Below are 18,507 nucleotides of genomic sequence, written 5' to 3' on the forward strand. Positions count from 1 at the left end.
TTGGTTTTAAGTATATTAAATGCTGTAAATCAATAAGATATGGCTATTTTTAAAGATCATAATATCACTGTAAAACAACTCTTGGGCTTCATTCCCGAGGCGCTGATCGCAAATTTGTCGCTTACTACCAAGATCGATCATTACGCAAAGGTTTTGCATGGTAATAAGCTGTTTTATTTATTGCTTTATGGGATTTTGGACAATGATAGGCTAAGCCAGCGAAGCCTTGAGGACACATTCAACGATTCTGTATTCAAGATACTTTTCAATCTCGATGAAGATGAAAAAGTGCGCAGGAGTTCTATTTCCGAAAGATTGTCCAGGGTTGATCCCGATTATTTCAGACAGATTTATGAGTTCATTTATGAACAGTTTTCCGGGGTCTATACTTTAACACAAAGAAAGCAGTATAATCTCATCCGTGTAGACAGTACGATAGTGAGTGAAACCGCTGGTAAGCTAAGCGAAGGGATAGTTAATCCCGGCAGCAGCAAGAAAGCGGTCAAATATAGTCTTGCCTTCGATGGGATGCTGCCTGGTCTGGCACAGGTGTTCACCAACCCAAAGTATATTAACGAAGACAATGCATTGCCAGAGGTTGTCATGGCGCATGTAAAAAAAGAACCCGGTCATCAGAATATCTATGTACTGGACAGGGGTCTTCAATCCACCAGGACAATGAAAGCATTCAGTGAGAACCAGGTAACTTTCATCTGCCGCGYAAAAGAGAACAGAAAGTTTGAACTAATCCAATCACTCATTGTCGAAGGACAAGATATGGACATGGGCGAATCTATGCTGCTCAGAGATGGTATTGTCAGGCTTTATACGGGTATACCTATAGCCAACAAACGAGGGAACAAGCATTACAGAGAGGAACTGGTGGAAAGTACTTTTCGCCTGGTCATCGTCAAAAGCAAAGCGCAGGAAGGCAAAGAGTACTGGCTGTTAACTAACGATTTCAGCTTGCCTGCTAAAGAAATTGCCCAGGCCTACCGCAGGCGATGGGACATCGAGGTTTTTTTTCGCTTTCTAAAACARGAACTCAACWCAAGCCACTTAGTTTCCCTTAATAAAAATGGCTTGCAGGTGATGTTATACATGACCCTGATAACGAGCATGCTCGTTCTGATATACAAAAAGGCGAATAAACAAGGCTATAAGACCTCAAAACGAAGGTTCGCAATGGAGGTGAGAGACTTAGCTATAGCCTTGATTGTGGTGCAGTGTGGCGGTGACCCTGGTCTGTTTTTCAAAACATAAAAAATGGCCGGAATTTCTTCCGACCATTCGTGCTTACTTACTTTAGTAACATCAGTTTTCCAGCCATCAATAGCTTTTAAAACCGGTGTAGGTTTTACTGTGATAATGTCATACGGCATGTAATCAATAGTTTCGCCATTGTGCTCATAATGTGTGCAGGCATAAATGGTATCAAAACCATCTAATACGTCAGCCTTCATCATAATTAATTCAGTAACACCATTAAGCATAATTGCATATTTAAGTGCCGGAAGATCTATCCATCCACAACGACGGGCACGACCAGTTGTTGCACCAAATTCATGGCCAACCTGACGTAAAGTCTCTCCAACCTCATCATCCAGTTCAGTAGGGAACGGACCACCACCAACTCTTGTGCAATAAGCTTTGAAAATACCATAAACACTTCCAACTTTATTAGGAGCAATACCTAAACCAGTACAAGCGCCTGCAGTGGTAGTGTTAGAAGAAGTTACAAAAGGATAAGATCCAAAGTCAACGTCTAATAAGGTTCCTTGTGCACCTTCAGCAAGAACAGTTTTCCCTTCTTTTAAATATCCGTTAACAAAGTGCTCACTGTCAACATGAGGAATATTTTTAATGAAGTCAATTGCCTCAAAGAAAGCAGCCTCTTTTTCAGTAAGGTCATATTCAAAATCATAATGAGAAAGTATCTCTTTATGTTTTTCAACCAATTTGTTATAACGCTCTTTAAAGTCAGGAAGAGTAGTATCACCAACTCTCAGTCCGTTACGGCCTGTTTTGTCCATATAAGTTGGGCCAATTCCTTTTAAAGTGGAACCGATTTTATCTTTACCCATTTTTTGCTCATTTGCTGCATCCAGCAATTGGTGAGTAGGTAAAATTAAATGTGCCTTACGTGCAATAACAAGTTTACCTTTTGCAACCGGATCATGACCGGCTTTCTGTAGGTTATCTAATTCTCTTTTTAAAATGATTGGGTMTATAACCACACCATTTCCAATTAGATTCATTGTTTTTTCGTTAAAGATACCTGATGGTATGGTATTCAAAACGAATTTTTTACCATCAAACTCTAAAGTATGTCCGGCGTTCGGACCGCCTTGGAAACGAGCTATCAAATCATATTGTGGACTTAATACATCAACAATTTTACCCTTGCCTTCGTCGCCCCATTGCAGGCCAAGAAGCACGTCTACTTGCGTCATTATTTAAATTTAAAAATGGAAATATAATAATTGAATTTTAACTTGCATGTTTAATAGCGGCATTCTGATTTTCCATTGATGCTTTAGCAGAGCAATCAAAACAAACGCCGTAAAGATTTAAAGAGTGATGCTTGATCTCGAACTTTAACAGTTCGCCAACCATACTCTGGATCTGATGAATACGCGGGTCGCAGAATTCTACAACTTTACCGCAATCAATACAGATGATGTGATCATGTTGATGATAACCGTATGATTTTTCAAACTGAGCCATGTTTTTGCCAAACTGATGTTTGGTAACCAAATCACATGAAACCAATAACTCTAAAGTATTGTATACTGTAGCCCTGCTAACACGGTATTTTTGGTTTTTCATATGGATATAGAGGGTCTCTACATCGAAATGATCATCTCTTGAATAGATTTCTTCTAAGATGGCAAAACGCTCCGGTGTTTTTCTCAGGCTTTTATTTTCGAGATAGGCTTCGAAAATCTTTCTTACCAACTCGCTGTTGTGGTTTGTAGACATAGTTTTTAAACTCCTTTCAAAGGTACCATTTTTTATATAAAACTCTATGATTTTTTAGCAATTTTAGGCGTCAAAGCGAGTAACTCCCGTTACACCTTTCACCCGAAGCAGATTTTCGATCAGGTTGTCTAAGTGCTCCTTATCATTTACAAAGATCATTATTGAACCATCAAAAATACCATTATCGGTATCTACAGTGATAGAACGCATGTTTACCTTAAAATCATTAGAGATAACTTTTGTAATATTGTTAATTAATCCCACATCATCTATTCCAATAATGTGTAAGCCCGTTAAAAATGTAAGCTCTTGTTGTTTGTTCCATTTTGCTTTAACAACCCTATACCCATAGTTAGCCATTAATTGCGCTGCATTAGGGCAATTTGTACGATGGATTTTAATTCCTTCATTTACGGTTACAAATCCAAATACATCATCTCCCGGTATTGGATTACAACATGCAGCCAAAGTATAATCTATTTTTTGCAGGTCTTCTCCAATCAATAAGGTATCAGATTCAGGACMTTTTACCTTGTTGAGCAGGGTTTCAATCTTCTGGTGATCATTTCTATCAGCGCCTCTATTTTCAATCTCCTTCTCGCTTGCAAGGTAATCTTTTAGGTCTTTTACTTCAATTTTGCCATTTGCAACGGCTATAAAAAGCTCCTGGGTTGATGGTAGCTTAAAGAAATAAGTAAGCTTGTTTAAATTATCTGTATTGTAAGTGATTTTTAAAGATTTAAGCTTTCGCTCCAAAGTTTCTTTCCCCAGATCTGCTATCTTTCTTTTTTCCTCTTTTAAAGACGACTTGATTTTAGATTTAGCTTTTGCTGTTACAACAATGTTAAGCCAGTCCTCTTTTGGTGTTTGCTTGCTAGAAGTGATAATTTCTACCTGATCGCCATTTTGCAGCTTATATGAAAGCGGTACAAGCTTATGATTTACCTTAGCTCCAATACATTTTGCACCTACGTCAGTATGTATCTCAAAGGCAAAATCAAGCGCTGTTGCACCTAGCGGTAATTGTAGTAACGCACCTTTTGGAGTAAAAATGAAGATCTCATCAGAGAATAAATTCATCTTAAAGTCGTCGAGAAAATCTAAAGCATTAGCTTCAGGGTTATTTAGCATCTCTCTTACCTTCATGATCCATTGGTCCAGACCATTGTCGTTAGAGGWTTCCTTGTATTTCCAGTGTGCAGCAAATCCTTTTTCGGCAATTTCATTCATTCGCTGTGTACGGATCTGTACTTCTACCCACTGACCTTTAGGCCCCATAACAGTAGTGTGCAACGATTCGTAGCCATTTCCTTTTGGAGAAGAAACCCAGTCGCGCAACCTATCCGGATTAGGGCGATAAAGATCCGTTACAATAGAGTATGCTTTCCAGCAATCCGCTTTTTCATGTTCAGGTGCACTGTCTAATATAATTCTGATGGCAAAAAGATCATACACCTCTTCGAAAGGAATGTTTTTACTTTTCATTTTATTCCATATCGAATGGATAGACTTCGGTCTGCCGTAAATATCAGCTGTTAAACCTTGTTCTGCCAGTATTTCATTTATAGGCTCAACAAACCTTTTAATAAATAAAGTTCGTTCAGCTTTTTTCTCATTTAACTGAGTTGCTATGTATTTATAAGTATCTGGCTCAAGATATTTCATTGAAAGATCTTCCAGTTCAGACTTAATGGCATATAAACCCAGCCTGTGCGCAAGGGGGGCATAGAGGTAAATGGTTTCAGAAGCAATCTTTAATTGTTTTTGCCTTGGCATAAAATCCATAGTCCGCATGTTATGCAGTCTGTCGGCCAGCTTAATTAAAATTACCCTTACATCATCGGCCAGGGTAAGCAACATTTTTCTGAAATTCTCTGCCTGCAAAGAACTATTGTAATCAAATACGCCCGATATTTTGGTTAGCCCATCAATAATTTTTGCTGTTTTCTTTCCAAACTCACGTTCTATATCTTCAAGCGTAATGTCTGTATCTTCTACCACATCATGTAGCAATGCGCATACTATGGAGGTGGTTCCAAGTCCAATTTCTTCTGCTGCAATCTGAGCCACGGCAATAGGGTGGTAAATATATGGCTCTCCAGATTTTCTACGCATGTTTTTGTGGCTTTCCAAAGCCATGTCAAATGCTTTTCTGATTTCCTTTTTATCCCCCCTTTGAAGTGTCGGCTTACAGGCGCGTAAAAGTGCCCTGTATCTTTTTAGGATCTCTTGCTTCTCTGCTTCTAAATCAATCACTAAAGCGTTTTTCATTCGTGTTTCCTTTTTTGGTTGTTATGAATTCTGCCAGCTACAGCCTCCATGTTATTGCTTTACTACTAGTTTTTTGTAATTAACGGTTGAGCTGGTTTGCCCGGTTGATTACGCTCCCTTTTATCAATATAAGTTTTTTATAAAGATGTAACTAATATGAGCAATAATTCTTCCAAATTTAAGTTTGTCATTATTTGACTTGTATTGTATTATTTACGTAAAAAATATGGCTCTTTATCGTTAAAAGATTATATTAGAGTTGAAAATGAAAACTAAAATATAAATTAGCTTTACCTTTATAGGGGTATAAATTTATGAAATTTTATAGGTTATTTATTCTGTTAATTGTCATTATTAGCGGTGCCCAGGTTAGGGCGCAGGTTAATGGCGTTACCATAAAAATGCCTGTACTTGGAAAAAATGATACGATTCGTGTTGCCGGAACTAATGATAATGGGGAGATGATACCATGGATACCTTTACATGAGGTTGTTATATATGGTGTCAGAATATTCAAATCACCGGCCGAGCGTGCTGCCTATAGCAGATTGAGGTATAATGTGATGAAGGTTATGCCTTATGCTCTTTATGCAAAACAACGATATGAGCAACTGGAAAAGGATTTGGCACTAACACAAGAAAAAAGGGAACAGAAAAAGCTTGTTAAACAATGTGACAAAGAAATTAAAGACATGTTTAACAGAGAAATAAAAGAACTTACCATAACCCAGGGTCAAATACTTACCAAACTGATCGATCRTGAACTGGGCAGAACAACCTACGATATTGTGAAAGAAACTAAGGGAGGTTTTACTGCGTTCCTTTACCAATCTGTTGCGAGGGTAGTAGGGCATAATTTGAAAAGTACGTATAACCCGCAAGAAGAGAGAGATATCGAATCCATCATTATTTCTTCAGGGTTTTATCAATAGAACCTATGGCTGATAAATCCAAAAGTATACATCAATTTAAAGCAAAACTGATTAATGGTTCCGACAAAAACCTTTCTGATTATAAAGATAAAGTACTTCTGGTTGTAAATATTGCATCTGCATGCGGTTTTGCGCCTCAGCTAAAAGAATTACAAGATTTAAGAGATGAATATAATGCCCAGGGTTTCGAAGTACTGGGTTTTCCGTCGAACGATTTTGGCAGGCAGGAACCTCTGGATGGAAAAGAAATAGATACCTTTTGCGAGGTTAACTATGGCGTTAAGTTCCCTGTGTTCGATAAAATAATGGTTCGTGGAAGCCATGCACACCCTCTTTTCAAATTTCTGACCCAAAAATCAACCCCGAGATGGAACTTCCACAAGTATTTAATCAATAGAGATGGTGAGGTAGTAGATTATTTTTTCCCATTTACCACACCACTTTCATCCAAAGTAAAAAAGAAAATACAGAAATTGCTTTAAAGCAATCTTTTATAAACTATACACATCATGAAGTTAGATATATTGGTGCTTGCCGTTCATCCAGACGACGCAGAATTGGGATGTTCAGGAACTATAGCCAAACACATTGCCCTAGGTAAAAAAGTAGGAATAGTCGATTTTACCAGAGGAGAGCTCGGCACACGAGGTACAGCAGAAACACGAGATGAAGAAGCCGCTGATTCGGCTAAAATACTTGGTATCCAGGCACGTGAAAACCTAAGATTTAAAGATGGTTTCTTTAAGAATGATGAAGAACATCAACTCGAAGTTGTTAAAATGATCCGCAAGTATCAGCCAGAGATTATCTTAACCAATGCATTGCACGATAGACACCCCGATCATGGCAGGGCCGGAGATCTTGCTAATGATGCGTGCTTTCTGTCGGGATTGCCAAAGATAGCTACCGAGCTTAACGGAGTGCAACAACAGGCATGGCGACCACGATTGCAATTCCAATACATTCAGGATCGTTATATTAAACCAGATATCATTATCGATATTACCCCATATATTGAAACCAAGTTAGCCTCAATAAAGGCATTTAAAACTCAATTCTTCAACCCTGAACTGGACGGACCAGATACCTATATTTCTTCTCCGGATTTTTTTGAAAGTGTAATTGGGCGGGCGCGTGAGTTTGGTAAGTCTATTGGCACAACCTACGCCGAAGGTTTTACCTGTCGTAAACTTTTAGGTGTAAACAGTCTTTTCGATCTTATCTAATCAACATATATTATTGGCCATATTCCAACAAAAACACTTAATTTCTGTTTTATATATAAACAGTTTAATATGGCCAATATATTTTCTTCTCTAAAGAACGCGTATACCCTTTTTAAAAGTGTAGATTTTAAAAAACTTGAAGAGCTTTCTAAAAAGGTAGACTTACCTAAAATTGTAGAATCCGTGTCTAACCTTGATGAAACCCAATTGCAGGGGCTCATGAAGGTGATAGGAACACCTCATAAAAAAAGAGAACTACCTCCTATTGAAGGCGATTTTTACCATCTGGGTGATGAAGCTTTAAAAGATGAAGATAGAGCTCTGCAGTTAAAAGTAAGAGCATTTCTGGAAAAGGAAGTAAAGCCGGTAGTTAATAAATACTGGCTTAAAGCCGAATTTCCTTTTGAGCTTATTCCTAAAATTGCAGAACTAAATATTTGTGGTTTGACTTATCAAGGCTACGGATGTCCCAACAAATCAAACCTTATGGAAGGTATGCTGGCAATGGAAATGGCCAGAGTGGATACCTCTATGTCTACCTTTTTTGGTGTACAGAGCGGGTTGGCCATGGGATCGATATATCTTTTAGGATCCGACGCGCAAAAGCAGCAATGGTTACCAGATATGCAACAGATGAAAATAATTGGAGCATTTGGATTAACTGAGCCGGAAGTGGGTTCTGGTGTTGCAGGCGGGTTAACCACAACAGCTAAGCGACAAGGCAGCAAGTGGATATTGAATGGACAAAAAAAATGGATAGGAAATTCTACCTTTTCAGATGTTACCATAATATGGGCAAGAGATGTAGACGATAATGAGGTAAAAGGTTTCTTGGTTAGAAAAGGTACAAAAGGATTTGCTGTTGAGAAAATGCAGGACAAGATGGCGTTAAGGATTGTACAAAACGGGCTTATAACACTTACCAATTGTGAGGTTGACGAAGAAGATCGTTTACAAAATGCCAATTCATTTAAAGACACCGCAAAGGTATTAAAGATGACCAGGGCAGGAGTGGCATGGCAAGCCGTAGGGTGTGCCAGAGGTGCTTATGAAAGTGCGCTTGCATACACCAGAACAAGAAAGCAATTTGGTAAGCCTATTGCATCCTACCAATTGATACAAAACCACCTTGTAGAAATGCTCTCCAATCTTACGGCAATGCAGACACTCTGTTTCCGGTTGTCTCAATTACAGGATCAGAACCTCCTTACAGATGAGCATGCATCATTAGCCAAAGTTTTCTGTTCAATGCGCACACGCGATGTGGTAAGCAGAGCACGTGAAGTTATGGGAGGTAACGGTATTTTACTGGAATACGATGTAGCCCGCTTTGTAGCTGATGCAGAAGCTATTTATTCTTACGAAGGAACCAAGGAGATCAACACCCTTATTGTGGGACGTGCTATAACCGGTTTTTCAGCGTTTGTGTAATCACTTAAAAGGAGCCTTTTCGATACTTGTATTGCCCATGGCAGTTTTTTCATAAAGGGCAATACAATATTTATTAAAACTGGTGTCGAAATTTACTTTACCTGCATATAATTTGCCTGGCACTGGTGTGCCCTCCAAAAAATAATAGACTTTAGTATTTCCTCCTTTATGATGAGGTTTAAAGTTGCCATAGGTTATCATTTCATTCCAAACCGAGTCTTTTACGGTAACAGCAAATACATACTGTATAGGGCCTGTATTGTTGTCGTTCCTATAGTGTGCAATTTCCTTGAATTCGCCTTTTAATCCATCTATTCCAGGTTGGGTAAACGTACCTTTTAACATCCAACCCACTAAAACCAAAACAATAACGCCCAGCAGGATGTTGAAATATTTTCTCTGCATTATAACGCTGGTAGAATGGTTTCCATGATAGCTAAACCTTCGTCAATATGTTTTTTCTCCATACATAACGCAGGTCTGAATCTGATGGTCTGATTTCCGCAGCCTAAAAACATTACATTATGCTGCATTCCTTTTTTGATAAACTCATCGCGCATGTTTTTGTTTGGAAAGTCGAAAGCACAAAGTAAACCCTTACCTCGCACATTGGTTACTTTATCATGCTTTCCGGCTAGTGTTTGCAGGCCTTCTTTTAAATATTGGCCAACAACTGCAGCGTTATCACATAAGTTATCTTCAGCAATAATTTGAAGGATCTGCGAGGAGCGAACCATATCTACTAAATTGCCACCCCAGGTTGAGTTAATTCTGGAAGGTACTTTAAATACATTACTATCTATCTGATCAACTTTGTTTCCTACCAGAATTCCACATACCTGCATCTTTTTACCAAATGCAATAATATCCGGACGGGCTTTTTCACTATAATGCTGATGGCACCAAAATTTACCTGTAAGGCCAACTCCGGTCTGCACCTCGTCGTAGATCAGGAATGCATCATTTTCATCTGCCAATGCTTTTAACTGTATTAAAAATTCTTCGCGTAAATGGTTATCTCCACCTTCAGATTGAATTGGCTCAACAATAATTGCACAGATGTCGTCTTTATTATTGGCAAAAGCTTGTTTTATCTGAGCAATAGATGTTTCTTCTGTTTCAACAGCCGTACTTAAGTTATTGCCCTCCAATGGGAATTTTACTACCGGAACAGATACTCTTGGCCAATCGAACTTAGCAAACCATTTGGTTTTATCAGGAAGCGTATTGGTTAAACTTAAAGTATAACCGGTTCTGCCATGAAAAGCTTTTTCGAAATGAAGTACTTTAAAACCCCTTTCTTCTTTATATCCTTTAGCAAAATTCTTTTGAACCTTCCAGTCCATAGCTACCTTAAGGGCATTTTCAACCGCGAGTCCGCCTCCTGCAATAAAAAAAGCATGAGGTAAATAGGAAGGGATACCAATTTTTGCAAAGGTATCTACAAACTGAGCGTATTGTTGCGTGTATACATCAGAATTAGAAGGATTKGCTAGTGCCGCCTGCAGAAGGTTTTTTTTGAAAGCCTCATCGTTTACCATTTTGGGATGGTTGTAGCCTAGAGGAACAGACGCAAAACAAGTAAAAAAATCGAGCAGAGAACGATTATACTTCGAATCATAAATATAAGCCCCCTGGCTTTTTTCCATATCGTAGGTAAGGTCAAAACCATCTGCTAAAATGTGTTTGCTTAAAGTTTCATTTACCTGGTCTGGAGCTACAGTTAGTTGATACATAATTTCTATGTTTTGATATGTATCAAATGTAATAAAAACCCCCAAATTAACAAATGCGGGCACTATTTGAACCCTTAGAACTAAAAACTAGGTTTAAACAGTTTAAAGTATGTTTTTGAAATAGAATCTATTTCGGTCTAACAAGTGTTAATAAATAAACTTGTCTTTCATACCCCAGATTCCCAGTAAACCACCGGTATGGATGGCAATTATTTTCTCTTCTTTTTTAAAGTATTTATTGCTGATGAGGTCATCAATAGCGAAGAACATTTTTGAGGTATATACCGGGTCAATAAGCATCCCCTCATCAGCTACAAAATTTTTAATATACTCAATCAAAGCAGGAGGGGTTTTGGCATATCCACCAAAATGATAATCCGTATGCATAACCAGTTGTTCAATATTCCCGGTATGTTTATAAATCTCATCCGCAATAAAGTCGCCGCCTTTTAAAACGGGCACTACGTGAAGTTGGGTTTTTAACTTACGCTGATGAATTCCTTTTAACAGACCTGCAGCAGTGGTTCCTGTTCCTGCAGCACAAAATAGGTGATCTACCTCTTGAGGCAATTCAGCAATAACCTCTGCACAGCCCCTAACCGCTTCCGTGCCGGCCCCGCCCTCGTCAACAAAATAGACATCGGGATCCGTTCCAAAATGAGAATCAAATAGTAAACGTTTGTTTCTGTAACTGTCTCTGTCGGTAAAAATTAAATTCATACCAAACAGCTTGCAAAGCAATAGCATTTCATTGCTTACCACTTCGCCACGCACAAAGGCTGTACTTTTTAGATCAGCCCTCGCACAAGCAGCTGCCGTTGCCACGAGGTGATTAGAAAAAGCTCCACCAAAGGTAACAATGTGATTTTTATTACTTTTCTGTACATCTTTTAAGATGTATTTTAGCTTACGCCATTTATTCCCAGAAATATAAGGATCAATTAAATCATCTCTTTTCACCAAGACCTGGTTTCTCGCAGTGTGCTTTAATTGATGTATAGGGCTATAAATATTTGTAAACATTGTACAAATATAAATAGCCTTTTATTAAACAGTGTTAATTAATGCTTGAAGTAGATTTTTTTAATCAAATAAGGAAAGAAGTTAAGAATTACTTTTATGTTCTCAGTAAAATTTTTCATAGTAAAATTATTTAGTCTGGATCATGCACTTCTCAAATAATAGGCCAATTTCTTTTCTAAATATGTTGTTGCTAAAGATTAGTTTTGCAAAACGAAATCACTAAAACCCCGAAATATTAAAATTGAGGGATAATGCAGGAGCATTTAATGATTAATTAATAGAAATAAAACACAATTTTAATGGAAAACAACAATAGCGGGGTAGAATTAGAGGAGCAGGATCTGTATGAACATTTGAACATTGTTGTTGATAAAGGACAGTCTTTATTGCGCATTGATAAGTTTTTAATGTATAGGGTAGAAAATGCTTCCCGTAACCGCATTCAAAACGCAATAGATGCCGGAAATGTTCTTGTTAATCAAAAAACAGTAAAACCAAGTTATAAGGTTAAGCCGGCAGATGAAATATCTGTTGTATTTCCACATCCTCCAAGAGACACAGAAGTTTATCCGGAAGATATTCCATTAGATATTGTTTATGAGGATGCTGATCTTTTAGTAGTAAATAAACCAGCCGGAATGGTGGTTCACCCCGGATATAATAACTATACAGGTACATTGGTAAATGCGCTTGCCTTTCATTTTGAGCAATTGCCACAATTACCAGGTAATGAGGGTAGGCCCGGTTTGGTGCACCGTATTGATAAAGATACATCAGGTTTATTACTTATTAGTAAGAACGAAATCACTATGACCAAACTTGCCAAGCAGTTTTTTGATCATAGCATTACCCGTAAATACGTTGCTTTAGCCTGGGGCGATATAGAGCAGGATGGTACTGTAACGGGTTATATTGGCCGTAGTGCTAAGAATAGAATAGTGATGGATGTTTATGATGATGAAGAAAAAGGTAAGTGGTCTGTAACACATTATACCGTTCTGGAACGTTTAGGATATGTAACATTAATTAGTTGTCAACTTGAAACGGGAAGAACACATCAAATCAGGGCACACATGCAGCATATAGGGCACCCATTATTTAATGATGCAAACTATGGGGGGGATAAGATATTAAAAGGCACTACCTTTAATAAATACAAGCAGTTTGTGCAAAACAGCTTTAATATTTTACCGCGTCAGGCTTTACATGCGCAAACTTTAGGTTTTATTCATCCAACTACTAAAAAGTATATGGAATTTGAAGCACCTTTGCCACCCGATTTCGATACAGCTTTAAATAAATGGAGAAACTATATTGTAGAGCCTCAATAAATGCAGCAAGAGTACATTTTACATAACGACGAATTTATATTAAAAAATCAACCTATTATTACTGCTGATAACCGCAGTTTCAGGTATGGCGATGGTCTTTTTGAATCCATGAGAATGAGTAACGGCAAACTCAAGTTTGCCGAATTACATGCCGATAGGTTAAGGGCAGGGATGAAAGCCCTTAAAATGGAAGGAGCAACCTTGTTCGATGAATATTTTCTGAAACAAAAAACAAATGAGCTTTGTAAAAAGAACAAGCTTAAAGATAATGTAAGGTTCCGATTGTCTGTTTACAGGGCAGGCGATGGGTTGTATACGCCAAACAGCAACAAATCGGGATATGTATTGGAGGCATCAGCATTAACCGAAAGCACATACGAACTCAATAAAAAAGGATTAATTGTAGACGTATTTGATGAACTTACTAAGCCTGTTGACAAGCTCTCAAATTATAAAACATGTAATTCTTTGGTTTATGTAATGGCTGGGTTGTATAAAAAACAATATAACCTGGACGAAGCCTTTATCTTGAATCAAAATGGATTTTTATGTGAAAGCATCAGTTCTAATATTTTTGTGGTTTACGATAAACAGATTTATACACCGGCTTTAACAGAAGGTTGTATTGCAGGAGTAATGAGAAATGTGGTAATGAATATTGCCAAAACCAACGAAATTCCTGTAATACAAGCACAAATAAACCCAGAAGTGTTGAAAGAAGCTGAAGAAGTTTTTATTACGAATGCTTTAGGTGGTATTCGTTGGGTAATGGGCTATGGCCGTAAACGCTATTTTAACGAAGTGACTAAGTTGCTGAGYGACAAACTAAATGCACTTTAATTATAGACTGTAGTTGACAGGGCCTTGCTAGGGCCTTGATGGGGCTAAAGGCCCTAGCAAGGTTTATTCAACCCACGCTAAAACCCTACCTGTCAGGATAATTGTCTAATATTTTTAATAGTTTTTTGGATTCCTCCGGATAATCATTATTTGAATTTACCCGTTCTGAAGGGTCTTCTGCCAGATTGAATAATTCTATTCCGCTTTCTTTAGTTCTTCTAAGTTTCCAATCTCCCACGCGGGCTACTTCCGGAACACCGTAATGGACGTAGTAAATCGGCTGATGCTGGAACGAAGCATTTTTTTTAGTAAATAATGGAGCTACTGATTGCCCATCAATTTTAAGACCATCGGGCAGTTTAGTGCCACTCCATTCGGCCAGGGTAGGTAATAAATCAACACTGCTAAAAAGTTGTTTCTGAACCTGCGCTTGGGTGTGCCCTTTCCAGTATAAAATGAATGGAACCCTTGTGCCACCTTCATAAGTAGTGGCCTTACTGCCTCGAAATACTCCGGCAAACCCGGCATGGTTCTGTCGGGTTTTACCATCTCCAGCCATCCTTTCAGGATAGTTAGTCCAGGGTCCATTATCGCTCGTAAAAATAAAAATAGTATTGTCGGCTAAGCCCTGTTGCTCTAATGTTTTCCAGATTTGGTTTAAACCCCTATCCATTTCGTTTATAACGTAACCAAGTTCCCCGCCATGTGTTAAGTCGCTGTTTTTCTTGTGGGCAGCAAAATATACAGGCAAATGAGGCATGTTGTAGGCAAGATATAAAAAGAAAGGCTCTCCCTTTTTTTGTTTTTTAATGTACTTTATAGCTTCATTGTTGTATAGTGATGTCAACGAGCTATCGGCAGGTTGATAAACTTCGGGTTTATAGTTCCGGTATAGTTTGATGGTAGTATCGGTTTGCACATATGGGCTGCGGTAATCGTGGCTATATAGCAATCCGTAATAATTATCAAAACCTTGTTCCATTGGCAGGTTAGCCTTTTTATCGCCCAAATGCCATTTACCAATCATGTTGGTTTTATACCCGCCTGTTTTTAAAATTTCGGCCATTGTAAGCTCTGAGGCAGGTAAACCCTGATTGGAACCAGGCCCTAAAGGTGCAGGGATATTGTATCTGGTAGGGTATCGACCGGTAAGAAAGGCCGCACGTGATGGCGAACAGGTTGGAGATACCAGTGCAAAATTGGTTGCTTTAACTCCTTTGGCAGCCATCTGATCTAAAAAAGGAGTTTCAATAACCGGATTACCATAGCAGCTTAAATCAGCGTAGCCCATATCATCTGTTAATACAAAAACAATATTGGGTTTTTGCTGAGCGGATATATTTTGAAATGATGCAAGGGTAAAACTTGCGATACTAAACAAGGTTTTTAATAGTGTTGATTTTCGCATAATAAAACTAACTATATGGATGCTGATTAAACAGGTAGGTAATGTAATAAAATACATCCATTATCAAATACTTGTATACAGAAAAAGCCAACCATATGGTCAGCTTTTTCCGTGTTTAAACCTTGCTCTTTACAGCTTAATCAGCATGTAAAGTATCTTTATGTTCTTCTGGTTTATAAGAAGCCTGCAATTCTGCAAGTTTCTTTTTACCATAAGCTAGCTTAGTAATTAGCACAAATAACACAGGAACAATAAATATGGCAAGGATGGTTGCCGAAAGCATACCGGCAGCAACTGTCCAGCCGATGGTCATCCTTGAGACTGCACCTGCACCATGAGAAATAATCAATGGAATAACTCCTAATATAAAGGCCAGAGATGTCATGATAATTGGACGTAAACGAAGCTTTACTGCTTCAATTGTAGCCGCAATTAACTCCATACCCCAATCCACACGTTCTTTCGCAAATTCGACAATCAGGATCGCATTTTTTGCAGAAAGACCTATCAGCGTAATCAAACCAACCTGTGCATATATGTTATTGTCGAGTTTTGGCAAAAATGTAAGTGCCAGAATAGCTCCAAACAAACCAAGTGGCACCGCCAGAAGGATAGAGAATGGAACAGACCAGCTTTCATATAGTGAGGCGAGTAGCAGGAATACGAAAACAATAATCAGTGCAAAGATTAATGTGGTACTGTTACCCGCTTCCTTTTCCTCTAAACTCAAACCAGAGAAATTATAGGAATAATTTGCCGGTAGGGTTTGTGCTGCCACTTCCTCCATTGCCGTAAGGGCATCGCCAGAACTAAAGCCGGGTTTAGCAGCTCCGGTTACCTCAATAGATCTGAATAAGTTAAAGTGGTTAATAATGGAAGCTTTCTCTACTATGTTGTAGCTTACTATAGAGCTTAAGGGAACAGAGACTCCCGATGAATTTTTAACATACAGACCATTCAGGCTCTCAATACCTTTTCTGAAATTGGTGTCGGCTTGGGTAACAACGCGGAAATTTCGTCCATACTTAGTAAAGTCGTTTACGTAGCTACTTCCAAGATATGCGGAAATAGTGCTATAGACGGTGCCTATTGAAACACCCATTTTCTTAGCCTGGTCACGATCAACATGGACCTGATAATTTGGAGTTCTGGCGTTAAATAGGGTATAGGCCATCGCAATTTCCGGTCTCTGATTGGCAGCTGCAAGAAATTTCCCTACGTTGGCTTCAAATTGTTTTATATCGCCGGTTTGTTTTTCCTGGATCTGCAACGAGAAACCACCACTAATACCCAATCCTGGAATGGGAGGTGGCGCGACAACTATTACACTACCGTCTTTGTCGCCTTTAAACTCCTGCGAAATGTTGGCAATCGTGGTAGCTACATCACCCGGCCTGTCATCCCAGTCTTTTAACTGTACAAAGAATGTGGCAGCGTTAGATTTGAATGATCTGTTAAGGATGTTGATACCCCCAATTGATGTAACATTTTTTACCTCCGGGTATTTTTTCAGTATGGTCTCGGTAACTCTTTTGATTAATGCATCAGTACGCACTGCAGAGGCTCCCTCTGGCAAAGTAACACCCATCAAAAATACTCCAGCATCTTCATTGGGAATAAATCCAGATGGCTTCTTAGCAAATAGCCCAATGGTTCCAACATACAGACAGATCAGAATTATCACCATTAAAGGAGCCTTTTTTAAGGCCCATTTTACACCGTTTGAGTATTTGCTGGTTACATTGGCAAACCAAATGTTAAACTTAAAGAAGAACTTGTTTAATCCCCTTGAATCTTTGTTCAGGTTCATTGGGGTCAGCAGCAATGAACATAATGCAGGTGTTAATGATAACGCGATAAATGCCGAGATCAATACCGAAACTGCAATGGTGATGGCAAATTGCTGATACAACTGACCAACCATGCCGGGTATAAATCCTACCGGAATAAATACAGCTGCAAGTATTAATGCTATGGCAATTACTGGTGCAGTGATGTCTTTCATCGCCCTGCGTGTTGCATCGGGTGCCGAAAGTCCGTCGTGATCCATATAATGTTGCACCGCTTCTACCACCACAATGGCATCATCCACCACAATACCGATGGCCAGTACGAAACCAAACATGGTAAGTACGTTAATAGAAAATCCAAAAAGGGTAAAGAAGATAAAAGTACCTATTATGGAAACGGGAATCGCCAGAATTGGGATCAGTGTTGCTCTCCAGCTTTGAAGGAAGAAAAACACAACCAGCGTTACCAGTATTAATGCTTCTACAAGGGTGTGAACCACCTCGTTGATGGAAACCTTTACAATAGATACTGTTTCATAAGCTACAACATAATCCAAATCCTTAGGGAAAGATTTTTTTAGCTCCAGCATGGCTTTATCTATTCCATCAGCTGKTTGCACAGCATTACCACCTGGAGTTTGGTTGATGGCCATCATAGAGGACACCTTACCGTTTATCTTTGAATTGGTTGAATAAGCAAACTCTCCAAGCTCTACTCTGGCTACATCTCTTAGATAAACTGCAGAACCATCGGCGCCCGATTTCACTACAATGTCTCTAAACTGTTCTTCAGTACTTAGGTCACCATCAAGAATTACCGAGAATTCGAAAGTTTGGTTGCTGTTTTGAGGAGGGCCACCTACCGTACCACCTGGAATTCTTGAGTTTTGCTCTGCAATTGCAGCCGAAACATCAGCAGGAGTTAAGTTCAATCTTGCAAGTTTATTGGCGTCAAGCCAGATCCTCATACTAAAAGGCTGACCAAATGCCTGCACATCTCCAACACCTTTAATCCTTAATAAAGCATCTTTTACGTATAAGTTTACATAGTTCGAAATGAATTTCTGATCGTAAGTGCCATTAGGGGAGTAAAGTCCAAGCACCATCAAAATATCGTTGTTTGCTTTTTTAGTGGTCACTCCTAAACGTCTTACCGCTTCGGGCAAAGCCGGTTCTGCAATGCCTACCCTGTTTTGAACATCGAGGGCGGCAACGTCTATGTTTGTACCCACATCAAAAGTAACGGTTATAGCCGAACGGCCGTCGGATGTACTATTCGATGACATGTATTTCATGCCCGGAGTACCATTGATCTGGCTTTCTATTGGCGTAGTTACAGTTTGCTCTACAGTTTGCGCATCTGCACCGGTGTAGGTGCCACTTACAGTAACCGTTGGGGGTGCTATATTCGGGTATTGACTGATCGGTAATGTGGTAATCACAATTGTACCAACCAGAACAATCAAAAGGGAAATCACAATCGCTGTGATGGGTCGCTTTATAAATACTTCTGATATCATATCTCTGAATTCTTTAA

Annotated in this window: 15 protein-coding genes; 7 read left to right on the forward strand and 8 right to left on the reverse strand. The window is 38.9% G+C overall.

Annotation, left to right across the window (positions count from 1 at the left end; translation table 11 throughout):
• Positions 1-81: 81 nt before the first annotated feature.
• Positions 82-1,263 (forward strand): IS4 family transposase, encoded by a 1,182-nt coding sequence (locus AC1DG9_RS09140; protein WP_477634528.1) that lies wholly within the window; start codon positions 82-84, stop codon positions 1,261-1,263.
• Here the strand turns inward: AC1DG9_RS09140 and AC1DG9_RS09145 are convergent.
• The 3 genes from AC1DG9_RS09145 to AC1DG9_RS09155 form a co-directional block, all read right to left on the reverse strand.
• On the reverse strand, positions 1,158-2,453 hold the full coding sequence (locus AC1DG9_RS09145; RefSeq protein ID WP_477634529.1) for an adenylosuccinate synthase: 1,296 nt from the start codon (positions 2,451-2,453) through the stop codon (positions 1,158-1,160). The two genes, AC1DG9_RS09140 and AC1DG9_RS09145, sit on opposite strands and share 106 nt — an antisense overlap.
• A gap of 37 nt (positions 2,454-2,490) precedes the next feature.
• Entirely contained in the window at positions 2,491-2,982 is a 492-nt protein-coding gene (locus AC1DG9_RS09150; protein ID WP_048907113.1) for a Fur family transcriptional regulator, read from the reverse strand.
• Between the two features lie 63 nt (positions 2,983-3,045).
• Positions 3,046-5,253 (reverse strand): RelA/SpoT family protein, encoded by a 2,208-nt coding sequence (locus tag AC1DG9_RS09155; RefSeq protein ID WP_477634530.1) that lies wholly within the window; start codon positions 5,251-5,253, stop codon positions 3,046-3,048.
• A 314-nt stretch (positions 5,254-5,567) separates the two neighbouring features.
• Here AC1DG9_RS09155 and AC1DG9_RS09160 point away from each other — a divergent pair, with 314 nt between their 5' ends.
• From AC1DG9_RS09160 to AC1DG9_RS09175, 4 genes are all read left to right on the forward strand, one after another.
• Positions 5,568-6,185: a DUF4294 domain-containing protein gene (locus AC1DG9_RS09160; protein WP_477634531.1), complete on the forward strand. Its 618-nt coding sequence runs from the start codon at positions 5,568-5,570 to the stop codon at positions 6,183-6,185.
• A 5-nt stretch (positions 6,186-6,190) separates the two neighbouring features.
• The gene (locus AC1DG9_RS09165) at positions 6,191-6,667 is read left to right on the forward strand and encodes a glutathione peroxidase (protein WP_048907111.1); all 477 of its coding nucleotides are present in this window, start codon (positions 6,191-6,193) and stop codon (positions 6,665-6,667) included.
• A gap of 27 nt (positions 6,668-6,694) precedes the next feature.
• Positions 6,695-7,411, forward strand: a complete 717-nt coding sequence (gene bshB1 / locus AC1DG9_RS09170; RefSeq protein WP_172659420.1) for a bacillithiol biosynthesis deacetylase BshB1 — start codon at positions 6,695-6,697, stop codon at positions 7,409-7,411.
• A gap of 69 nt (positions 7,412-7,480) precedes the next feature.
• A complete protein-coding gene (locus tag AC1DG9_RS09175; protein ID WP_288884345.1) occupies positions 7,481-8,842 on the forward strand; it encodes an acyl-CoA dehydrogenase family protein in 1,362 nt (453 codons plus the stop codon).
• On the opposite strand, the gene AC1DG9_RS09180 is transcribed toward AC1DG9_RS09175, so the two are convergent.
• The 3 genes from AC1DG9_RS09180 to AC1DG9_RS09190 form a co-directional block, all read right to left on the reverse strand.
• Positions 8,843-9,247: a hypothetical protein gene (locus AC1DG9_RS09180; protein WP_288884343.1), complete on the reverse strand. Its 405-nt coding sequence runs from the start codon at positions 9,245-9,247 to the stop codon at positions 8,843-8,845. It lies immediately after the preceding gene.
• On the reverse strand, positions 9,247-10,578 hold the full coding sequence (lat, locus tag AC1DG9_RS09185) for an L-lysine 6-transaminase (RefSeq protein WP_288884342.1): 1,332 nt from the start codon (positions 10,576-10,578) through the stop codon (positions 9,247-9,249). The genes AC1DG9_RS09180 and lat overlap by 1 nt, the downstream gene beginning before the upstream one ends.
• 147 nt (positions 10,579-10,725) lie before the next feature.
• Positions 10,726-11,601 (reverse strand): 1-aminocyclopropane-1-carboxylate deaminase/D-cysteine desulfhydrase, encoded by an 876-nt coding sequence (locus AC1DG9_RS09190; RefSeq protein WP_288884340.1) that lies wholly within the window; start codon positions 11,599-11,601, stop codon positions 10,726-10,728.
• Positions 11,602-11,900: 299 nt separating this feature from the next.
• Between AC1DG9_RS09190 and AC1DG9_RS09195 the strand changes: the two genes are divergently transcribed.
• A complete protein-coding gene (locus AC1DG9_RS09195; RefSeq protein WP_172659425.1) occupies positions 11,901-12,932 on the forward strand; it encodes an RluA family pseudouridine synthase in 1,032 nt (343 codons plus the stop codon).
• Complete coding sequence (locus tag AC1DG9_RS09200; protein ID WP_288884406.1) at positions 12,933-13,772, forward strand: aminotransferase class IV; 840 nt, start codon at positions 12,933-12,935, stop codon at positions 13,770-13,772.
• Between the two features lie 85 nt (positions 13,773-13,857).
• Here AC1DG9_RS09200 and AC1DG9_RS09205 read toward each other — a convergent pair whose 3' ends face one another.
• Together AC1DG9_RS09205 and AC1DG9_RS09210 are read right to left on the reverse strand one after the other, a co-directional pair.
• Positions 13,858-15,180: a sulfatase-like hydrolase/transferase gene (locus tag AC1DG9_RS09205; RefSeq protein ID WP_288884408.1), complete on the reverse strand. Its 1,323-nt coding sequence runs from the start codon at positions 15,178-15,180 to the stop codon at positions 13,858-13,860.
• 136 nt (positions 15,181-15,316) lie between these two features.
• Complete coding sequence (locus AC1DG9_RS09210; protein ID WP_477634533.1) at positions 15,317-18,490, reverse strand: efflux RND transporter permease subunit; 3,174 nt, start codon at positions 18,488-18,490, stop codon at positions 15,317-15,319.
• Between the last annotated feature and the right edge of the window lie 17 nt (positions 18,491-18,507).

The sequence above is a fragment of the Pedobacter sp. 05L430 genome (assembly GCF_056397585.1).